14 protein-coding genes and 1 pseudogene are annotated in these 17,917 nt (G+C 53.3%); 4 read left to right on the forward strand and 11 right to left on the reverse strand.

Annotation, left to right across the window (positions count from 1 at the left end; all coding sequences use genetic code 11):
* Positions 1–197: 197 nt before the first annotated feature.
* Complete coding sequence (locus OGX97_RS04070) at positions 198–2,588, forward strand: glucose/quinate/shikimate family membrane-bound PQQ-dependent dehydrogenase (RefSeq protein ID WP_032941710.1); 2,391 nt, start codon at positions 198–200, stop codon at positions 2,586–2,588.
* A 34-nt stretch (positions 2,589–2,622) separates the two neighbouring features.
* Here the strand turns inward: OGX97_RS04070 and OGX97_RS04075 are convergent, their stop codons facing one another.
* Positions 2,623–3,144 (reverse strand): hypothetical protein, encoded by a 522-nt coding sequence (locus tag OGX97_RS04075; RefSeq protein WP_191215156.1) that lies wholly within the window; start codon positions 3,142–3,144, stop codon positions 2,623–2,625.
* 121 nt (positions 3,145–3,265) lie between these two features.
* Positions 3,266–4,882, reverse strand: a complete 1,617-nt coding sequence (cueO, locus tag OGX97_RS04080) for a multicopper oxidase CueO (protein WP_235125425.1) — start codon at positions 4,880–4,882, stop codon at positions 3,266–3,268.
* A 153-nt stretch (positions 4,883–5,035) separates the two neighbouring features.
* On the opposite strand from cueO, the gene OGX97_RS04085 reads away from it, so the two are divergent.
* On the forward strand, positions 5,036–5,383 hold the full coding sequence (locus OGX97_RS04085) for a YacC family pilotin-like protein (RefSeq protein WP_032941691.1): 348 nt from the start codon (positions 5,036–5,038) through the stop codon (positions 5,381–5,383).
* A 30-nt stretch (positions 5,384–5,413) separates the two neighbouring features.
* Here OGX97_RS04085 and OGX97_RS04090 read toward each other — a convergent pair whose 3' ends face one another.
* The 6 genes from OGX97_RS04090 to acnB form a co-directional block, all read right to left on the reverse strand.
* The gene (locus OGX97_RS04090) at positions 5,414–6,181 is read right to left on the reverse strand and encodes a DeoR/GlpR family DNA-binding transcription regulator (RefSeq protein WP_008786221.1); all 768 of its coding nucleotides are present in this window, start codon (positions 6,179–6,181) and stop codon (positions 5,414–5,416) included.
* 9 nt (positions 6,182–6,190) lie between these two features.
* On the reverse strand, positions 6,191–7,174 hold the full coding sequence (locus tag OGX97_RS04095) for a D-threonate 4-phosphate dehydrogenase (RefSeq protein WP_081003606.1): 984 nt from the start codon (positions 7,172–7,174) through the stop codon (positions 6,191–6,193).
* Complete coding sequence (gene dtnK / locus OGX97_RS04100; protein WP_060682743.1) at positions 7,164–8,435, reverse strand: D-threonate kinase; 1,272 nt, start codon at positions 8,433–8,435, stop codon at positions 7,164–7,166. Before dtnK ends, OGX97_RS04095 begins: the two co-directional genes overlap by 11 nt.
* Positions 8,432–9,385 (reverse strand): 2-keto-3-deoxygluconate permease 1, encoded by a 954-nt coding sequence (locus OGX97_RS04105; protein ID WP_008786218.1) that lies wholly within the window; start codon positions 9,383–9,385, stop codon positions 8,432–8,434. Before OGX97_RS04105 ends, dtnK begins: the two co-directional genes overlap by 4 nt.
* Before the next feature lie 180 nt (positions 9,386–9,565).
* Entirely contained in the window at positions 9,566–9,928 is a 363-nt protein-coding gene (gene yacL, locus OGX97_RS04110) for a protein YacL (RefSeq protein ID WP_020996227.1), read from the reverse strand.
* A 174-nt stretch (positions 9,929–10,102) separates the two neighbouring features.
* Positions 10,103–12,700 carry a bifunctional aconitate hydratase 2/2-methylisocitrate dehydratase gene (gene acnB, locus OGX97_RS04115; RefSeq protein WP_008786215.1) on the reverse strand — a complete coding sequence of 866 codons (2,598 nt, stop codon included), beginning with the start codon at positions 12,698–12,700 and terminating at the stop codon, positions 10,103–10,105.
* Between the two features lie 448 nt (positions 12,701–13,148).
* Here acnB and OGX97_RS04120 point away from each other — a divergent pair, with 448 nt between their 5' ends.
* Together OGX97_RS04120 and OGX97_RS04125 are read left to right on the forward strand one after the other, a co-directional pair.
* Entirely contained in the window at positions 13,149–14,735 is a 1,587-nt protein-coding gene (locus OGX97_RS04120) for a DUF3300 domain-containing protein (protein ID WP_279850897.1), read from the forward strand.
* A 10-nt stretch (positions 14,736–14,745) separates the two neighbouring features.
* Positions 14,746–15,540, forward strand: coding sequence for a DUF2950 domain-containing protein (locus OGX97_RS04125; RefSeq protein ID WP_257119522.1), 795 nt, complete (start codon positions 14,746–14,748; stop codon positions 15,538–15,540).
* Positions 15,541–15,607: 67 nt separating this feature from the next.
* Here the strand turns inward: OGX97_RS04125 and traT are convergent.
* The 3 genes and pseudogenes from traT to lpdA all read right to left on the reverse strand — a co-directional run.
* Positions 15,608–15,799 (reverse strand): annotated as a pseudogene (gene traT, locus OGX97_RS04130) (complement resistance protein TraT); the annotation flags it as partial.
* 59 nt (positions 15,800–15,858) lie between these two features.
* On the reverse strand, positions 15,859–16,143 hold the full coding sequence (locus OGX97_RS04135) for a hypothetical protein (RefSeq protein ID WP_032942376.1): 285 nt from the start codon (positions 16,141–16,143) through the stop codon (positions 15,859–15,861).
* A gap of 269 nt (positions 16,144–16,412) precedes the next feature.
* A complete protein-coding gene (lpdA, locus tag OGX97_RS04140) occupies positions 16,413–17,837 on the reverse strand; it encodes a dihydrolipoyl dehydrogenase (RefSeq protein WP_003829486.1) in 1,425 nt (474 codons plus the stop codon).
* Positions 17,838–17,917 lie beyond the last annotated feature (80 nt).

Genomic DNA, 17,917 nt, shown 5'->3' on the forward strand with positions numbered 1-17,917 from the left:
AACCATATGATTTAAAAACAAATCACTTAATGCTTACTTTAAATAAGCCAGCATCTAAGCGCAAGGCACGCAGTATACCAGCAAAAGCATTCATACGCGGCATCTGTTGATAAAGTTCATAATGTGACAATGGTCACGCGTTTTAGCTCCTATAATTAACTGCTATTAAAGAAATAACACATGTGATGGTATTTTTTATGGCAAATAACAACGTACGTTCTCAACGGCTTATCGTGACCCTGAGCGCCGTATTCGCGGCACTTTGTGGACTGTATCTCCTGATTGGCGGAGGTTGGCTCGTCGCCATTGGCGGCTCTTGGTATTACCCGATCGCGGGCCTCGCCATGCTCGGTGTGGCGCTTCTTTTATGGCGCAGTAAACGCTCTGCCCTTTGGCTGTATGCCGCCCTGCTTCTCGCCACCATGCTTTGGGGCGTATGGGAGGTCGGATTTGATTTCTGGGCGCTGACGCCGCGTAGCGACATCCTGGTTTTCTTTGGTATCTGGCTTATCCTGCCTTTCGTCTGGCGTCGCCTTATTATCCCTTCCAGTGGCGCAGTAGCGGGGCTGGTGGTGGCCCTGCTGATTAGCGGCGGTATCCTGACCTGGGCTGGCTTCAACGACCCACAAGAGGTTCACGGAATGTTGAGTGCTGATGCCACCGTGGCCGAGGCTATCTCTCCGGTTGCCGATGAAGACTGGCCTGCTTACGGCCGCAATCAGGAAGGTCAACGCTACTCTCCGTTGAAACAAATCAACGCAGACAACGTTCATCAGTTGAAAGAAGCCTGGGTATTTCGTACCGGGGATTTAAAACAACCCAACGATCCCGGTGAAATCACCAATGAAGTCACGCCCATAAAAGTAGGCGATACCCTTTATCTGTGTACCGCCCACCAGCGACTTTTTGCCCTGGACGCAGCCAGCGGTAAAGAGAAGTGGCATTTCGATCCTCAACTTAATACCAATACCAGCTTCCAGCACGTAACTTGTCGCGGCGTTTCCTATCATGAAGCCAGACCGGATACGGCTTCAGCAGAGGTGATGGCCGACTGTCCGCGCCGTATCCTTTTGCCGGTCAATGATGGACGACTGTTTGCATTGAATGCCGAGACCGGCAAGCCATGTGAAACCTTCGCCAATAAAGGCATTTTGAATCTGCAGACCAATATGCCGGATACCACGCCGGGTCTGTATGAGCCGACATCACCGCCCATCATCACTGATAAAACCATTGTGATTGCCGGATCGGTGACTGATAACTTCTCCACCCGCGAAACCTCCGGCGTTATCCGTGGCTTCGATGTGAATACCGGTAAGCTGCTGTGGGCGTTCGACCCAGGCGCCAAAGATCCTAATTTCATTCCTTCAGATGAACATACCTTCACCTTTAACTCGCCGAACTCCTGGGCGCCTGCGGCCTACGACGCGAAGCTGGATCTGGTATATCTGCCCATGGGTGTCACCACGCCGGATATTTGGGGCGGTAACCGCACACCGGAGCAGGAACGTTATGCCAGCTCCATCCTGGCGTTAAATGCCACTACCGGGAAATTGGCCTGGAGCTATCAGACCGTTCACCACGATCTGTGGGATATGGACTTACCGGCGCAGCCAACTCTGGCGGATATCAACGTCAACGGAGAGAAAGTTCCGGTCATTTACGCCCCGGCAAAAACCGGTAATATCTTTGTGCTCGACCGCCGTAATGGTGAACTGGTGGTGCCAGCCCCGGAAAAACCGGTGCCGCAAGGTGCAGCCAAAGGTGATTATGTCAGCAAAACCCAGCCGTTCTCCGACCTCAGCTTCCGTCCGCATAAAGATCTCAGTGGCGCGGATATGTGGGGCGCAACCATGTTTGACCAGTTGGTGTGCCGCGTAATGTTTCATCAGTTGCGCTATGAGGGCATTTTTACCCCACCTTCAGAGCAGGGCACACTGGTGTTCCCGGGTAATCTCGGCATGTTCGAATGGGGCGGCATCTCTGTTGATCCTAACCGTCAGGTCGCCATTGCCAACCCAATGGCGCTGCCGTTTGTTTCGAAGCTGATCCCACGCGGTCCCGGCAACCCAATGGAACCGCCAAAAGACGCCAAAGGTACAGGCACGGAGTCCGGTATTCAGCCGCAATACGGCGTACCGTTCGGCGTAACGCTTAATCCGTTCCTTTCACCATTTGGCCTACCGTGTAAGCAGCCAGCATGGGGTTATATCTCCGCGGTGGACCTGAAAACCAATCACGTGGTGTGGAAAAAACGTATAGGTACACCGCAGGACAGCATGCCGTTCCCAATGCCGGTTCCGGTGCCGTTCAATATGGGGATGCCGATGCTGGGCGGACCTATCTCAACCGCGGGGAACGTGCTGTTTATCGCCGCGACTGCAGATAACTATCTGCGTGCGTACAACATGAGTAACGGTGAAAAACTGTGGCAGGGCCGTCTGCCGGCCGGTGGTCAGGCAACGCCGATGACCTATGAAGTGAACGGTAAGCAGTATGTGGTGATTTCCGCTGGGGGCCACGGCTCATTTGGTACGAAGATGGGCGATTATATCGTGGCATACGCGTTGCCGGACGACGCGAAGTAAAATGGTTAACGCCCGCGATTCAGCGGGCGTTTTTTTATTCAAACTTCAGTGACAGTAGCGACGCTTTTGCGGCTTCCTGATACTGAGCCACCAGATCTTTGGTCATATTGAAGGAGACCTGCACCGCTTTCTCATTTTGCGAGGTAATCAGCAGCATATTGAGAATTTCAGTATCCGGCGCTTGAGAACGGAAGGTAATCAGCCACGCTTTATGCCCATCAACCGTGACAGGTTCGGCCTGCGGATTGAAGTTGGTCAGCATCTTCAGCGTCGCATCCTTTGCCATATCCAACTGAGCGGCAGGCAATGCGTTGCGCCCGGCGGTAATACCTAAAGACGCTTTACCGCGTTCGTCACCGTAAATCACCTGTGGACGGTTTTCAGAAGGGTATTTGATTTTTGCCATTTCGTCCGACATCGGCGTGAGCGTCTGAGGAATTTCAAGGCTTAAATTCAGTTTTGAAATCTGTTGGCGTTCCATCTTCATCGCAGCTTGTGCCGAAACCGCCAGAAGCATAATAAAAGATGCCGTCAGTACTTTACGCAAAAGGGTCATGCATACCTCGTGATAAGTGATTAACCTCATCAGTATATGCATGCTTCTACTGGACGATAGGGTAATAATCCGTTTTTGGAATAAACATTTAGCGGATAGCGCCACCGCTATCCGCCGCTGTTTATACGGTGAAGCCGAGCATCATCCCGGTATCTTCATGCTCTAACAGATGGCAATGCGCCATATAGGCATGCTCTTTTGGCGCGTCGTGGTCAAACTTCACTAACACCTCGCTCACGCCGCCTTCTACCCGCACAGTGTCCTTCCATCCCGCGCGGTGTGCGGCAGGCGCTTTGCCATTCTCAGACAGAATGCGGAACTGCGTGCCGTGAATGTGGAACGGATGCAGCATCATGTCGCCCTGGCCGGAAATCACCCAGCGTTCGTGCTGACCTTTCGCCGCGGCAAACATCGGTTTATTCATATCAAATGCCTGGCCATTAATCCGGTTGGCATTATGGAAATCGAATGTTCCATGCTTCATGTTGCCCATGTCGCCATGCTGCATATTCCCCATCTTACCGTGGTTCATATTGCCATGATTCATATTGCCGTGGCCCATATTGTCATTATTCATATGGCTCATCATCTTCCCATGATCCATACCCGCCATGGCCTGACCGCCGTATTTCTTCATCAGCATTTGCATGCCCATCATATCGAGCATCGGATCCATCGACAGCTGCAGCTTGCGCACCGTCAGACCTTCCAGTGACGGCAGCGATGGCATGGATGTCAGCGAATCTGGCAGCGTGCCGGAAGCGGTAATCAGCAACGGTTGAACGCGCATGACTGGATGCGGCTTATCGAATGGCGCAATCGCCATCCCCATCTGGCTGACTGGCAGAGTGACCAGATCAAAAGCTTTGCCGTCGCTCACATCCACCAGCACTTCAAAGCGCTCGCCCATCAGCATAGGAAGCTCGGTCACTTTTACCGGTTCCGCCAACAGTCCGCCGTCGCTGGCAATGACGTACAAAGGACGATTGTCGCTGGCCGCAATGTTCAGTGAGCGTGCGTTACAACCATTCAACAGGCGTAGACGCAACCAGCCACGCGGTGCGGCATGCTGAGGATAAATCGCCCCGTTGGTCAGCAGCGTATCGCCAAACCAGCCGACGGCGGCGGTCATGATGTCCAGTTGATAATCAACCTGCCCATCAGCAGAGAACTGTTTGTCCTGAATAATCACCGGCACATCATCAATGCCCCACTGCTTAGGCAGCATCAGCTTGCGAATCTCTTCATCTTCAATCAGCACCAGTCCGGCCAGGCCCATCGCCACCTGGCGACCAGTCTTCCCATGCTGATGCGGGTGGAACCAGCAGGTTGCTGCGCGCTGATCCGGCGTGAAGGTCACTGAACGTTTCCCGCCCGCCGGGATAATGCCCTGCGGCCCACCGTCAACCTCTCCGGGGATTTCCAGCCCGTGCCAGTGCAACGTCGTTTCTTCGGCAAGCTGGTTGTGGATATCCACCGTGACCGCCTGCCCTTTGCTCAGCTTGACCGCTGGCCCGAGCAAGTTGCCGTTATATCCCCATGTGGTAGCAGTTTTACCTGCAAAGCTCGACTGCCCGGCTTGTGCAATCAACTGAATGCGATTAGAAGCATCGGCGGTTAACAGGTCTGGAATGGGTAATGCGGGACGGTCTGCGGCGAATACGCTACGGCTCCACAGAGGTAATGCTGACGCGACGCCCAGCGCCACGGAGTACTTTAAAAAGTCACGACGTTGCATAATCACTTCCTTATATTCAGCAGCTTAAGCAGGCTATCTTTTAAGCATAAGCCTTCCCCTTACGGGAAGGTCAAGTAAACGGCTAATAATAAAGGTCGTCGCTTCGCTCGCAGTGTGCTAACGTTTAAATTCCGTGATGCAGTGGTAGAAGCAATGAAGACGTTTTTCAGAACAGTTTTGTTCGGCACCCTGATGGCCGTATGCGCAAATAGCTACGCGCTCAGCGAGTCCGAAGCCGAAGATATGGCCGATTTAACGGCAGTTTTTGTTTTTCTGAAAAATGACTGTGGATACCAGAATTTGCCAAATGGGCAGATCCGTCGCGCACTGGTCTTTTTTGCCCAGCAAAACCAGTGGGACCTGAGCAATTACGACACCTTCAACATGAAGGCACTGGGTGAGGACAGCTATCGCGATCTCAGCGGTATCGGCATCCCAACAGCAAAGAAATGCAAAGCGCTGGCGCGTGACTCTCTGAGCCTGCTGGCCTACGTTAAATAATCTCCGGCGCAATCAGGGTTGAGATTGCCGTTACTCTGGCTGTACCAGCGTCAGGGCAACGGATTGCGCTTTTAATTCAGTCTGCGCGTTTGGCGGTAGATTCACATCGGTAACAACATCGGTAAAGCAACTAAGCGGCGCGACGTTAAATAACGAATGTGCGCCGTACTTACTGCTATCCGCCAGCAATACCTTCCGTTGGGCATTCGCAATAATTTCCTGCTTTAATCCCGCTTTGTCTTCCGTTGGCGTGGTTACACCCTTTTCCATACTCCAGGTGTTACAGCTCATAAAAGCAATATCAGGATAGACGCTGCGCAACATTTTCCGGCCAAACTCACCAATACAGGACTGGCTGCTGTCATCGATGCGTCCACCGACGATCGTCACCTCTATCTGACGGAATTCTGACAAAAACAGGGCAATATGCAGATCAACGGTAATCACTCGCAGCGGCAAATGAGTCAGACATTTTGCCAGCTCCAGCATTGTGGTACCGGCATCAAGCACCACGGCATCACCCGCACGCACCATTGAGGCAGCAAAACGCGCAATCGCCCGTTTCTCAGCAGGCGATCGCAGTTGCTTTTCGTTTGTGGTTGGCTGCGCAGCTTCAAAGCGTCGTAACGCAACACCGCCGTGGCTGCGGCTGATCACACCCTGTTCATCCAGCTTGATGAGATCGCGCCTGATCGTTGCTGGAGAGGCGTCAACCGCGTCAACCAACTGTTCCACAGTAACCAGCGTATGATTTTTCAAATACGCCACAATCTTATCCAGACGGTGTTGCCCTTTCATAACAGTAAATTACGCCAGTTGCATTGCCAGTTTGATCGATACGGCCATGCTCTCAGATTTTGCTTTTCCCGTCCAGGCGATATCAAATGCCGTACCGTGATCGGCAGAGGTACGAATAAACGGTAAACCTGCTGTGATATTTACACCATCATAGAAACCCAGCAATTTCAGCGGGATATGCCCCTGATCGTGGTACATCGCCACCACCATGTCATACTGACCTTCATAAGCCTGTAAAAACACGGTATCCGGCGGGCACGGACCGTAAACATCCATCCCCTTCGCTCTCATATTCTCAATCGCGGGTCCGACAATACGAATTTCCTCATCGCCAAACAGGCCATTCTCTCCGGCATGTGGATTCACCCCCGCAACGGCAATACGCGGGTGTGCAAAGCCTACGCGCTTCAGGAAGGTATCTGCGATACCAATCACCGTTTCGACACGTTGCCCATTGAGCGTATCAAGGAATTTGCGCAGTGCGATATGCGTCGAAACATGGATAACTTTCAGCTTATCGGTGTACAGCACCATCGCATAGTCGCGGCTTTCGGTTAGCGTTGCCAGCAGTTCGGTATGTCCAGGATAATTGTGTCCGCCGAGATGCAGCGCTTCTTTGTTCAACGGCGCGGTCGCGATGGCATGTACATCCCCCTTCATCGCCAGTTCAGTCGCCCGCTTCACACAGCGATAGGCCAGATCGCCCGCCTGCGCCTGCACTGTACCAGGGACCAGTTCGTCAGGTTTCGCCAGCGGTTCATCAATCACATGAATCGTATCTGGCGTGAATCTGGCATCGGCGACCTGTTCAATAGCGCGAAATGTTACTCCGTCAGCCAGCCCCTGAGCCTGTAACCGCTGCAGCGTTTTTAGGCACCCAACCACCACCAGCGGTGCACCATTAAGTTCATCTTCGCGTAGCGCTTTAACAATAATTTCCGGACCAATCCCCGCCGGATCTCCCATCGTAATCGCAATTGTTTTAGTTACCACGGTACATCTCCTCAATAAAATACAGCGCATCGCAAAGGGTCGTATCAGAACCGAATCCACCCGCTTTGGTAATAACCGGCAAGTCGTCAATCTCGCTATTCACAAACGTTCCGCACGGAATACAGGGGGCGACCTCACTGTGGATGCGATACCCTTCAGCACCCAACGCACTGGCGACCGCCGTGGCAATATCGCCTCCGGTCAGGAACAATCCGCCGATACGTGCTTGTTCAATAATGCGCAGCGTTATCTCCCCTAGACGCTGACTCAGCAGTTCTCCCAACTGCTGGCGACTCATCCCCACGTTGAAACACAGCGTGTCGATCATGTCCCGGTCTTCTGCACATCGACTGGTGCGTAAGATCGTGTGCTGCTGCTGGCTCAGTTGCGCGCAAGCCTGTTCAATAACAGAGTCCATTTCCGGTGCAAATGACGATGCAACCAACCGCGCGGCATCGATATCAACGACTTTTGCCCGACCCTGACACACTGCTTTTTCCACCTGACGTCGCGTTGCCTCACTCATTGAGCCAGCCACAACCAACACCGGTAATTCCTGCTTTTCTTGCATAAACGTTGCGGCCGGTAGCGCATTGGCCAGCCCTGCCGCCCCTACGAGCAGCGGCATCTGTTTTTGCTCACAAACCGCCTGCGCAATGAGCGCGAGATCTCGCTCTTCCACGGCATCCACCACCACCATACATTCGCCGGCTTTTGCAAAAGCACTCAGCAGCGCACTCAAACTTCCCCGACGCACATCCACCAGCGACACCTCATGTACAGGGACATCGCTTTGCAGTGCGACCAGTTCAGCAATACGCGAAGAGTGAATAGGCGTTTTTGGATCGCTGGCGAATTCCGTTTCCAGCAGCGGCACACCATGGACCAGGCACAAGCCATCCTGCGTAGTGCGCCCGGCAGCAGGAATTGCCGCCGCAATCACGGCCAGCGTCCGACCGGCTGTACGCATGGCTGCAGTGACTTCAGCCCCCACATTGCCACGAAATGTCGAGTCTATTTTTTTGTATACCAGCGGTGTTGCTTCGCCCTCACACCATGGCGCTAACGCTTGTTGTACAGCCGCGGCGGCCTGCGTTGCCAGCATCGCCCGGCTTTCCGTATTGATGACCAGAACATCGGCGCGGCGCGACGGTTTCTGCGCTGGGGTCAGCATTACTTCGGTACGCGCCCCTTTTTTCGCCAGCTGTACGCCGGTATCGTTAGAGCCCGTAAAGTCATCGGCGATAACGATCATTTTCATGCTTTCTTCTCCTGCACGGCCTGACGAGACTGCCTTTTCGCGACCCACGACGTAAGAATTGGCGTCAGAATTGCGGTTGTAATGACTGACGCAGCGATCAGCGGCGCTGCCGCAGCGGCAACCTCTGCCAGCGAGGGATCGGCCTGTGCTATAGCCAGTGGCGTCGCGACGGCGTTCCCCGCCGTACTGGATGCCGCAGCACCAGCAATACCACTCCCGCCTACCAGACGATCGGCTCGAATGTTAAAGAAACCGCCCACAAAGGTGGTCAGTACGCCCAGCAGAATGCCCGCCAGACCGCCTTGCAGCAGCATTTCCAGGTTAATACCGGCTCCAAGTGCAAATGCAAAGAAAGGAATGAGCAGTGGACCGCCTTTGGTCAGGAAGTCACGCATATTGGCATCGAGGTTACCGAGGATCATGCCAACCACCAGCGGAACAAGAACCGCCACCAGCGCCATGATAGGAATATTTGCCATACCCGCCGCGCCCAGCGCGATCATGGTAAAGAAAGGCCCGTCATTCAGAGACAAAATGGAGATCGCACCGACATCACGTTCATTGCCAAACTCGCCAACCAGCGCCGCGTAAAGCCCGCCATTGGAGTTACTCATTGCCGCAATAATGGCAACACCGCTTAAGCCAAAGATGCCCTCCGCGCCAAACAGGTGTTCAACCCCGAGACCAATTGCAATCGCGACCAGTAACTTGGTCAGCGTAATCGTGCCGCCTTGTAGCAAAGCTTGCGGCGCCGCCTTTACGCTAATTCCCGCCCCCATACAGAGCAGGAACGCGCCAATCAAGGGAGCCGCGCCATTTTTAAATAAAGCCGTGGTGAATCCACCGATCTGCAACGCCTGCGGGGCAAAAGTGTTGATAATGGCACCGATAACCAACGGCACAACCATCATGCCGCCGGGTACGCGTTCTATTGCCTTCTTGATGTTCATGGTCTTCCCGCCTGTTGTTATGTTGTGATTAAATAAAATCACAACGATTATATTCAATCAAAATCAGATCACAAACGCGGCAGATCACAGTTTTTGAATGATTAATAAAAATCAAATAATCATTCGGACGAAAAAAAAGCCGGGTTTGTCTCACCCGGCTTCATTGATATCTGAAATATCTCAGGATTGATGCACAAATTCGCGGTATGCCGCCACAACCTGAAGAAAGTCCTCTACACCACAGAGCGAAAAACTTTCTTCGTCGTAGTAGCTCATCCCCTCTTCCATCTCATCGCCAGAGAACTCCAGCTGATTAGCGCGAACCATCACTTCTTCGCCATCCAGCCAGAGCGTGTATTCATGCCCTGCTCGCTGCCAGGAGCGCTCACTGCCCTTAACCGCACGCGCTGCCTGTTCCACTTCATCAAGTAAGGCCAGGTTTTCTTTCACTTCCTCATTAAACCAGTGCCCCACCACCTCGTGGCCCATGGACATACGCACTTTTACCACCCCGGTAATATCGCGCAGAAATTCGTAATCCATAATGTCTTCCTCTACTCCCGGCAATGCGCCAATACCGCATTGCGCCTTGCTGTAATTATCGCAGCAGCGCGGCAGAAAAAAAGCGTAGTGGGTATAAGGAATAGAAATAAAAATGCCCGGAGAAGCAGACTTCTCCGGGCATTGATGCGTTTTTACACAAAATGCTTTAGGGCATTACACCGCGGTCTGGAAAATCACACCATCGGCTTTCTCGGTATACTGAGACAGCTGGTCGAAGTTCAGATAACGGTAAGTATCTACGGCCGTTTTATCTACCTGCGCCACATAGGTCTGGTACTCTTCCGCCGTCGGCAGTTTGCCGATCAGCGCCGCAACCGCCGCCAGCTCCGCAGAAGCCAGGTAGACGTTCGCCCCGGTACCTAAACGGTTCGGGAAGTTACGGGTAGAGGTCGACACCACCGTTGCGCCGTCGGCTACACGCGCCTGGTTACCCATGCACAGAGAGCAGCCTGGAATTTCGATACGCGCACCGCTCTTACCGAACACGCTGTAATAACCTTCTTCGGTCAGCTGTGCCGCATCCATACGGGTTGGCGGAGCCACCCACAGACGCGTTGGCAGTTGGCCTTTGTGCGCATCCAGCAGCTTACCAGCGGCACGGAAGTGGCCGATGTTAGTCATGCAGGAGCCGATGAACACTTCGTCGATCTTCTCGCCCTGTACGTCAGACAGCAGACGCGCATCGTCCGGATCGTTCGGTGCACACAGGATTGGCTCTTTGATATCCGCCAGATCGATGTCGATCACTGCCGCGTATTCTGCGTCAGCGTCGGCTTCCAGCAACTGCGGATCCGCCAGCCATTTTTCCATGCCCTGCACACGACGTTCCAGCGTACGGCGATCGCCGTAACCTTCTGCGATCATCCACTTCAGCAGAACGATGTTAGAGCTCAGATACTCAACGATCGGCTCTTTGTTCAGCTTAATGGTACAACCGGCAGCAGAACGTTCAGCGGAGGCGTCGGTTAATTCGAACGCCTGCTCCACTTTGAGATCCGGCAGACCTTCGATTTCAAGAATGCGACCAGAGAAGATGTTCTTCTTACCTTTCTTCTCAACGGTCAGCAGACCCTGTTTGATCGCGTACAGCGGGATGGCGTGTACCAGATCGCGCAGGGTGATACCCGGCTGCATTTTGCCTTTGAAACGCACCAGAACGGATTCCGGCATATCCAGCGGCATCACGCCGGTCGCAGCAGCAAACGCCACCAGACCAGAACCTGCCGGGAAGGAAATCCCGATAGGGAAACGGGTATGGGAGTCACCACCGGTACCTACGGTATCCGGCAGCAGCATGCGGTTCAGCCAGGAGTGAATAACGCCGTCGCCCGGACGCAGCGACACACCGCCGCGGTTCATGATGAAGTCTGGCAGCGTGTGATGCGTGTTCACGTCAACCGGCTTCGGATACGCCGCAGTGTGGCAGAAGGACTGCATCACCAGGTCAGACGAGAAGCCCAGGCACGCCAGGTCTTTCAGTTCGTCACGGGTCATAGGGCCAGTAGTATCCTGAGAACCGACGGAGGTCATCTTCGGTTCGCAGTACGCGCCCGGACGGATACCTTTTACGCCGCAGGCACGGCCAACCATTTTTTGTGCCAGAGAGAAGCCACGGCTGCTTTCCGCCACGTCTTTCGCCTGACGGAATACGTCACTGTGCGGCAGGCCCAGCGCTTCGCGCGCCTTGGTAGTCAGGCCACGACCGATGATCAGCGGGATACGGCCACCGGCGCGTACTTCGTCGATCAGGACTTCGGTTTTCAGCTCAAAGCTTGCCAGCAGTTCGCCGGTTTCGTGGTTGCGTACTTCGCCTTTGAACGGGTAAACGTCAATCACGTCGCCCATGTTCATGTTCGACACGTCCACTTCAATCGGCAGTGCGCCCGCATCTTCCATGGTGTTGAAGAAGATAGGTGCAATTTTGCCGCCGAGGCACAGGCCGCCGCCGCGCTTGTTCGGCACATGAGGAATGTCGTCACCCATGAACCACAGCACGGAGTTGGTTGCGGATTTACGCGAAGAACCGGTACCGACAACATCACCCACATAAGCCAGCGGGTAACCTTTTTTCTGCAATTCTTCGATCTGTTTGATCGGGCCAACCACGCCCGGCTGATCCGGTTCGATACCTTCACGGGCGTTTTTCAGCATCGCAAGGGCGTGCAGAGGGATATCCGGGCGAGACCATGCATCCGGTGCCGGAGAAAGGTCATCGGTGTTGGTTTCACCCGTCACTTTAAAGACGGTAACGGTGATTTTTTCAGCCAGAGCTGGACGGTTCAGGAACCATTCGGCATCAGCCCAGGATTGCATTACCTGCTTCGCATATTCGTTGCCCGCTTTGGCTTTTTCTTCTACATCGTAGAAGTTATCGAACATCAGCAGCGTTGAAGAGAGCGCTTTGGCGGCAATCGGTGCCAGTTTTGCATCGTCCAGCGCGTCGATCAACGGATGAATGTTGTAACCACCCTGCATGGTGCCCAGCAGTTCAATGGCTTTTTCTGGGGTAACCAGCGGGGAGGTGGTGTCGCCTTTTGCGACAGCGGCGAGAAAACCAGCTTTAACATAAGCGGCTTCATCTACGCCAGGAGGAACACGGTTGATCAACAGGTCTAACAGGAATTCTTCTTCGCCCACAGGCGGGGTCTTCAGCAGCTCGACAAGTGCAGCCATTTGGGTTGCGTCTAAAGGTTTTGGCACAATCCCCTGGGCAGCACGCTCAGCTACGTGCTTACGGTATTCTTCTAGCACGACGATATCTCCTCGCTCTCATTGTCATAATGCGGCGCTTTTGTAGATGGGCGATTCTCTTCACGCTCCTGTGAGACAGTAGTTAGTAGGGTAAATGCCCGGTACCGCATAAGGCACAATAACAGGATTTTCATTAAGTGTTAATCCGTTTACAAAAAAGCAACATAAAAAATTGGCTGAATCGTTAAGAATGGTATAGCGACAAGGTGAGGCGAAATTAAGTCAGCTTAAAACCGCCCATAAACGGTTAATTTTCAAGCGCGATCGGCTGAATATTCCAGCGATTTTTCCGCCATCACATATAATTGTGTAATAAATACTCACACTCTTTTTTCGGACCTACCTGGTGAATCAACCATAAAAGTCAAAACTGTCTAACACGGGTGAATAATACTCGCGGCAACAGGAACGCCTCACGGCACAGCGCTCGTCTCGTTGGAGTCATTTTATGAAGTTGCCCCTTAAGCCACATCTGCTTGCCCTTTTGTGCAGTGCCGGGCTGTTTGCCGCCTCTGGCGTGATGTTTGTTAAAAGTCGCACAACGGAGCCTGCTGCTCCGGCCCCCGTTGCGCAACAGCCGTCAACACCGGCCCCAGCTCCCGTAGCGGCCCCCGCCCCGGTAGAGCAAACTGCACCCGCCGTGGCACCAACCTACTCAGCAGCACAAATCGATCAGTGGGTTGCACCTATCGCGCTCTATCCAGACTCGCTGCTGTCGCAAATTTTGATGGCCTCAACCTATCCGGCTAACGTCATCCAGGCCGCACAGTGGTCAAAAGACAATCCCAAAATGCAGGGCGATGCCGCCATTCAGGCCGTTGCCAGCCAGCCCTGGGATCCCAGCGTGAAATCGCTGGTCGCTTTTCCTCAGTTGATGTCGCTGATGGGTGAAAATCCGCCGTGGGTACAAAGCCTGGGCGATGCTTTCCTCGCGCAGCCGAAGGACGTCATGGATTCCGTTCAACGTCTGCGTGTACTGGCGCAACAAACCGGCGCGCTGCAATCAACACCGCAACAGACCGTCACCACCGTGACCAAAGCGGCACCGGCGAAAACCGCCACCAGCACGTCGACGACCAGCACTACCACCACGACAAGCCCTACTGTCATCAAGATTGAATCCGCCGATCCGCAGGTGGTGTACGTTCCAACCTATAACCCGAACACGGTTTACGGTACCTGGCCGAATACCGCCTATCCGCCAACCTATCTGCCACCAACGCCCGGTGAGCAATTTGGTAACAGCTTCGTCAATGGTTTAGGCTTCAGCCTTGGTGTCGCCACAACCTATGCCATCTTCAGCAACATCGACTGGGATGACGACGACGACCACCATCATAATGATGACTGGGATAACCATGGCGGCTATAACCGCAACGGTGATAACAACATCAACATTAACGTTGATAACTTCAATAAAATCAGTGGTCAGCGCCTGACAGATGCCAACCGTACCTGGCAGCATAATCCGGCCTACCGTGAGGGTGTGCCTTACCCAAATAGCCAGCTCAATAACCGCTTCCACTCCACTAACACGGCAACCGGGTTAAGTTCGACCCAGCAAAGACCGGTCAACCGTGATAGCCAGCGTCAGGCAGCCCTGAGCCAGATGGAAAAATCGACGGGGAAAACATTCCCGCAAACGGCGCGTACGGGCACGAGAGACGCCCAGCGTCAGGCATCGAATCAACAACTGAAGCAAATTTCCCAACGTAATAACTACCGCGGTTACGATACCAAACCGCAAACCGCGAAGCGGACGAGCACTCAGCAGCGGGAGAATCGCCAGGCAGTCGCCCAGCGACAGGAGAAACGGGTCACGCAACCGGCACAACAACGCAATGTGCAACAGCGCAATCTTCAACAGCGAACCAGCCAGCCACGCGCCAATGCGCTGAGCGGTAACGACAGTCGCTCCGCCAACTGGCAGGCACAGCAACAGCGAGGTGCCCAGAGCCGGCAGGTCGCCCGTAATCAGCCATCACGCCAGCCTTCTGGCGGGCGTGCTGAACACCGTGAATTCCGTCATCGTTAAGGGAACCGACATGAAAAATAAACTACTCAGTGGAATGGTGTTGTTCATGGTTTCGGCCACCGCGATGGCACAACAATCCTTCAGCACACCAGACCAGGCAACAGATGCGCTGGCAAACGCTATCAGTGAGCAAAATGAAAATGCAATGAGCAACCTGCTCGGGGAAAACTGGCGTGATTTTCTGCCGCCAGAAGGCGTCGATCCTGATGCGGTTGATCGCTTCCTGCGTGACTGGAAGGTACGCCATAGCACTGTCATCGACGGCAATACGGCGCATCTTGTGGTTGGGGACAGCGACTGGCAACTGCCAATCCCGGTCGTCAAAAACGCTTCAGGCTGGCGATTTGATATCAAGGAAGCGGCCGAAGAGATCCTGACCCGTGAGATTGGACGCAACGAACTTGCTGCCATCGAGGCGTTGCACGCCTACGTGGATGCTCAGCAGAGCTATTTTGCGATGAACCAGAAATACGCGCAAAAGATTGTCAGTTCTGAAGGGAAAAAGGATGGTCTGTACTGGCCTGTTTCGCCGGGCGAAGCGCCAAGCCCGCTTGGCCCAGCCTTCAGCCCACAGGAGCCGGGCATGGGCTATCACGGCTATCGCTTCCGGATCCTTCCCGATAAAACCAGCGGTTTTGCCATGGTAGCCTGGCCCGTTAGCTACGATCACACCGGCGTGATGAGTTTTATGATTAACGGTGAAGACAAAGTCTACCAGGCCGATCTCGGTGTTGAATCACAGCAGAAAGCGCAAGCGTTAACCACATTCCATCCGGATAAAAACTGGCAACCTGTAGCGCCCTGATACCGAGTCGGAAGGTTAGTAGGCCGGGTAAGGCATAGCCGCCCCCCGGCAACCCCAACAAATTAAATGCAGCAACTTTATCCGTTGTCACTTTAGCTTTGCTGCACATAGAGATTTGCAGGTCAGTAACCATGGTGTAGTTCACCTCTTCCACCATCGCATCCGCAGCCATGCCGATCAGCCCCGCCGCGATACCACCACCCAGCGTCGCACCAGAGGTGTTGCTGTTATAAGCGGTGGTTATCGCACCACAACCAGCCAGCGTCATTGCCCACACGCTCACGTCAGCGTGGATTTGTCTGACGTGAGCTCGGAGAGTTAATTCTGATGCGGCATTAATTCAGGATAACCTTTAAACGCCGGCTTAGTGCTGATAAGTGCTATTTCGTCAGCTCGAATGCTGCCAGAGTTTGTTGCCCATACACCTTCCTGTGTCTGGTTAATCTGCTGATGCTGCGCATTCAAATTTTGTCCCATTGCCGCAATATGTGTGCTTTCGGTACCACCGCTGTTGGTAGCCCATGGAATGACGGCATCCTGCGCCAGCGCCATGCCGGAAATAAACACGGTAGTTATTACTGCTGCTTTTAAAAAACGTTTCATCATTTCCCCTCCCAATTTATTATCACGATATTAGTTTACAGGGTTATTAATTTCATCTAATGACAAGATAAGGTGATTTATTTCTTGTGAAACAGTATGTTGATTTGGAGTGCTGATTTCATGCGGTTCGGGAGTTTGATGCAGTACGGTAAAAAACATTTTCTGGCAATTCGGCTAGTTACCTTAATCTTTGCCAGATCTTGACACTATTATGTAACAAATACATAAAAAAAGCGGCCATTCAGCCGCTTTTTATCATTTCGGAAAAATTACTTTTTCTTCGCTTTCGGGTTTGGCAGGTCGGTAATGCTACCTTCAAAGATTTCTGCCGCCAGGCCCACGGACTCGTGCAGAGTCGGGTGCGCGTGGATGGTCAGCGCGATATCTTCTGCGTCACAACCCATTTCGATCGCCAGACCGATTTCACCCAGCAGCTCGCCGCCGTTGGTACCGACAATCGCACCACCGATAACACGGTGAGATTCTTTGTCGAAAATCAGTTTGGTCATACCGTCTGCGCAATCGGAAGCGATAGCACGGCCAGAAGCAGCCCACGGGAAGGTGGCGGTTTCGTAGCTGATACCTTTTTCTTTCGCTTCTTTCTCGGTCAGACCAACCCATGCAACTTCTGGTTCAGTGTATGCAATGGATGGGATAACTTTCGGATCGAAGTAGTGTTTCTTACCGGCGATAACTTCAGCGGCAACGTGACCTTCATGCACACCTTTGTGTGCCAGCATCGGCTGACCGACGATATCGCCGATAGCAAAGATGTGCGGCACGTTGGTGCGCAGCTGTTTGTCAACGCGGATGAAGCCACGGTCGTCAACTTCCACGCCAGCTTTGCCCGCGTCGAGGTTTTTACCGTTCGGTACACGACCGATAGCGACCAGCACAGCATCGTAACGCTGAGCTTCGGCAGGGGCTTTTTTGCCTTCCATGGAAACGTAGATACCGTCTTCTTTCGCTTCAACGGCGGTCACTTTGGTTTCCAGCATCAGGTTGAACTTCTTGCTGATGCGCTTGGTGAAGACTTTAACCACGTCTTTGTCGGCAGCCGGGATAACCTGGTCGAACATTTCAACCACGTCGATCTCTGAACCCAGCGCATGGTACACGGTACCCATTTCCAGACCGATGATACCGCCGCCCATTACCAGCAGGCGCTTAGGAACAGTTTTCAGTTCCAGTGCATCGGTGGAATCCCATACGCGCGGATCTTCATGCGGAATAAACGGCAGTTCGATCGGACGGGAACCCGCCGCGATGATTGCGTTGTCGAAGTTGATCACGGTTTTGCCGTTTTCGCCTTCAACTTCCAGGGTGTTTGCCCCGGTAAATTTACCCAGACCGTTAACCACTTTCACTTTACGGCCTTTGGCCATACCCGCCAGACCGCCGGTCAGCTGAGTGATAACTTTTTCTTTCCAGGTACGAATCTTGTCGATATCGGTTTTCGGCTCGCCAAAAACGATACCGTGTTCAGCCAGCGCTTTGGCTTCTTCGATAACTTTTGCTACGTGCAGCAGCGCTTTAGAAGGGATACAGCCGACGTTCAGACAAACACCGCCAAGGGTGCTGTAACGTTCTACGATGACGGTCTCCAGACCTAAATCTGCGCAACGGAAGGCAGCAGAGTAACCTGCAGGGCCTGCCCCAAGTACCACGACCTGAGTTTTGATTTCAGTGCTCATCATGACCTCTTAATTTATACCCGTCGTCCAGCGGGTCGTTCTATCCGCCCGTATTTTACAAAATTGTTAACAATTTTGAA

The organism is Citrobacter sp. Cpo061 (assembly GCF_030332845.1).
GTDB classification, from domain to species: Bacteria; Pseudomonadota; Gammaproteobacteria; order Enterobacterales; family Enterobacteriaceae; genus Citrobacter; species Citrobacter portucalensis.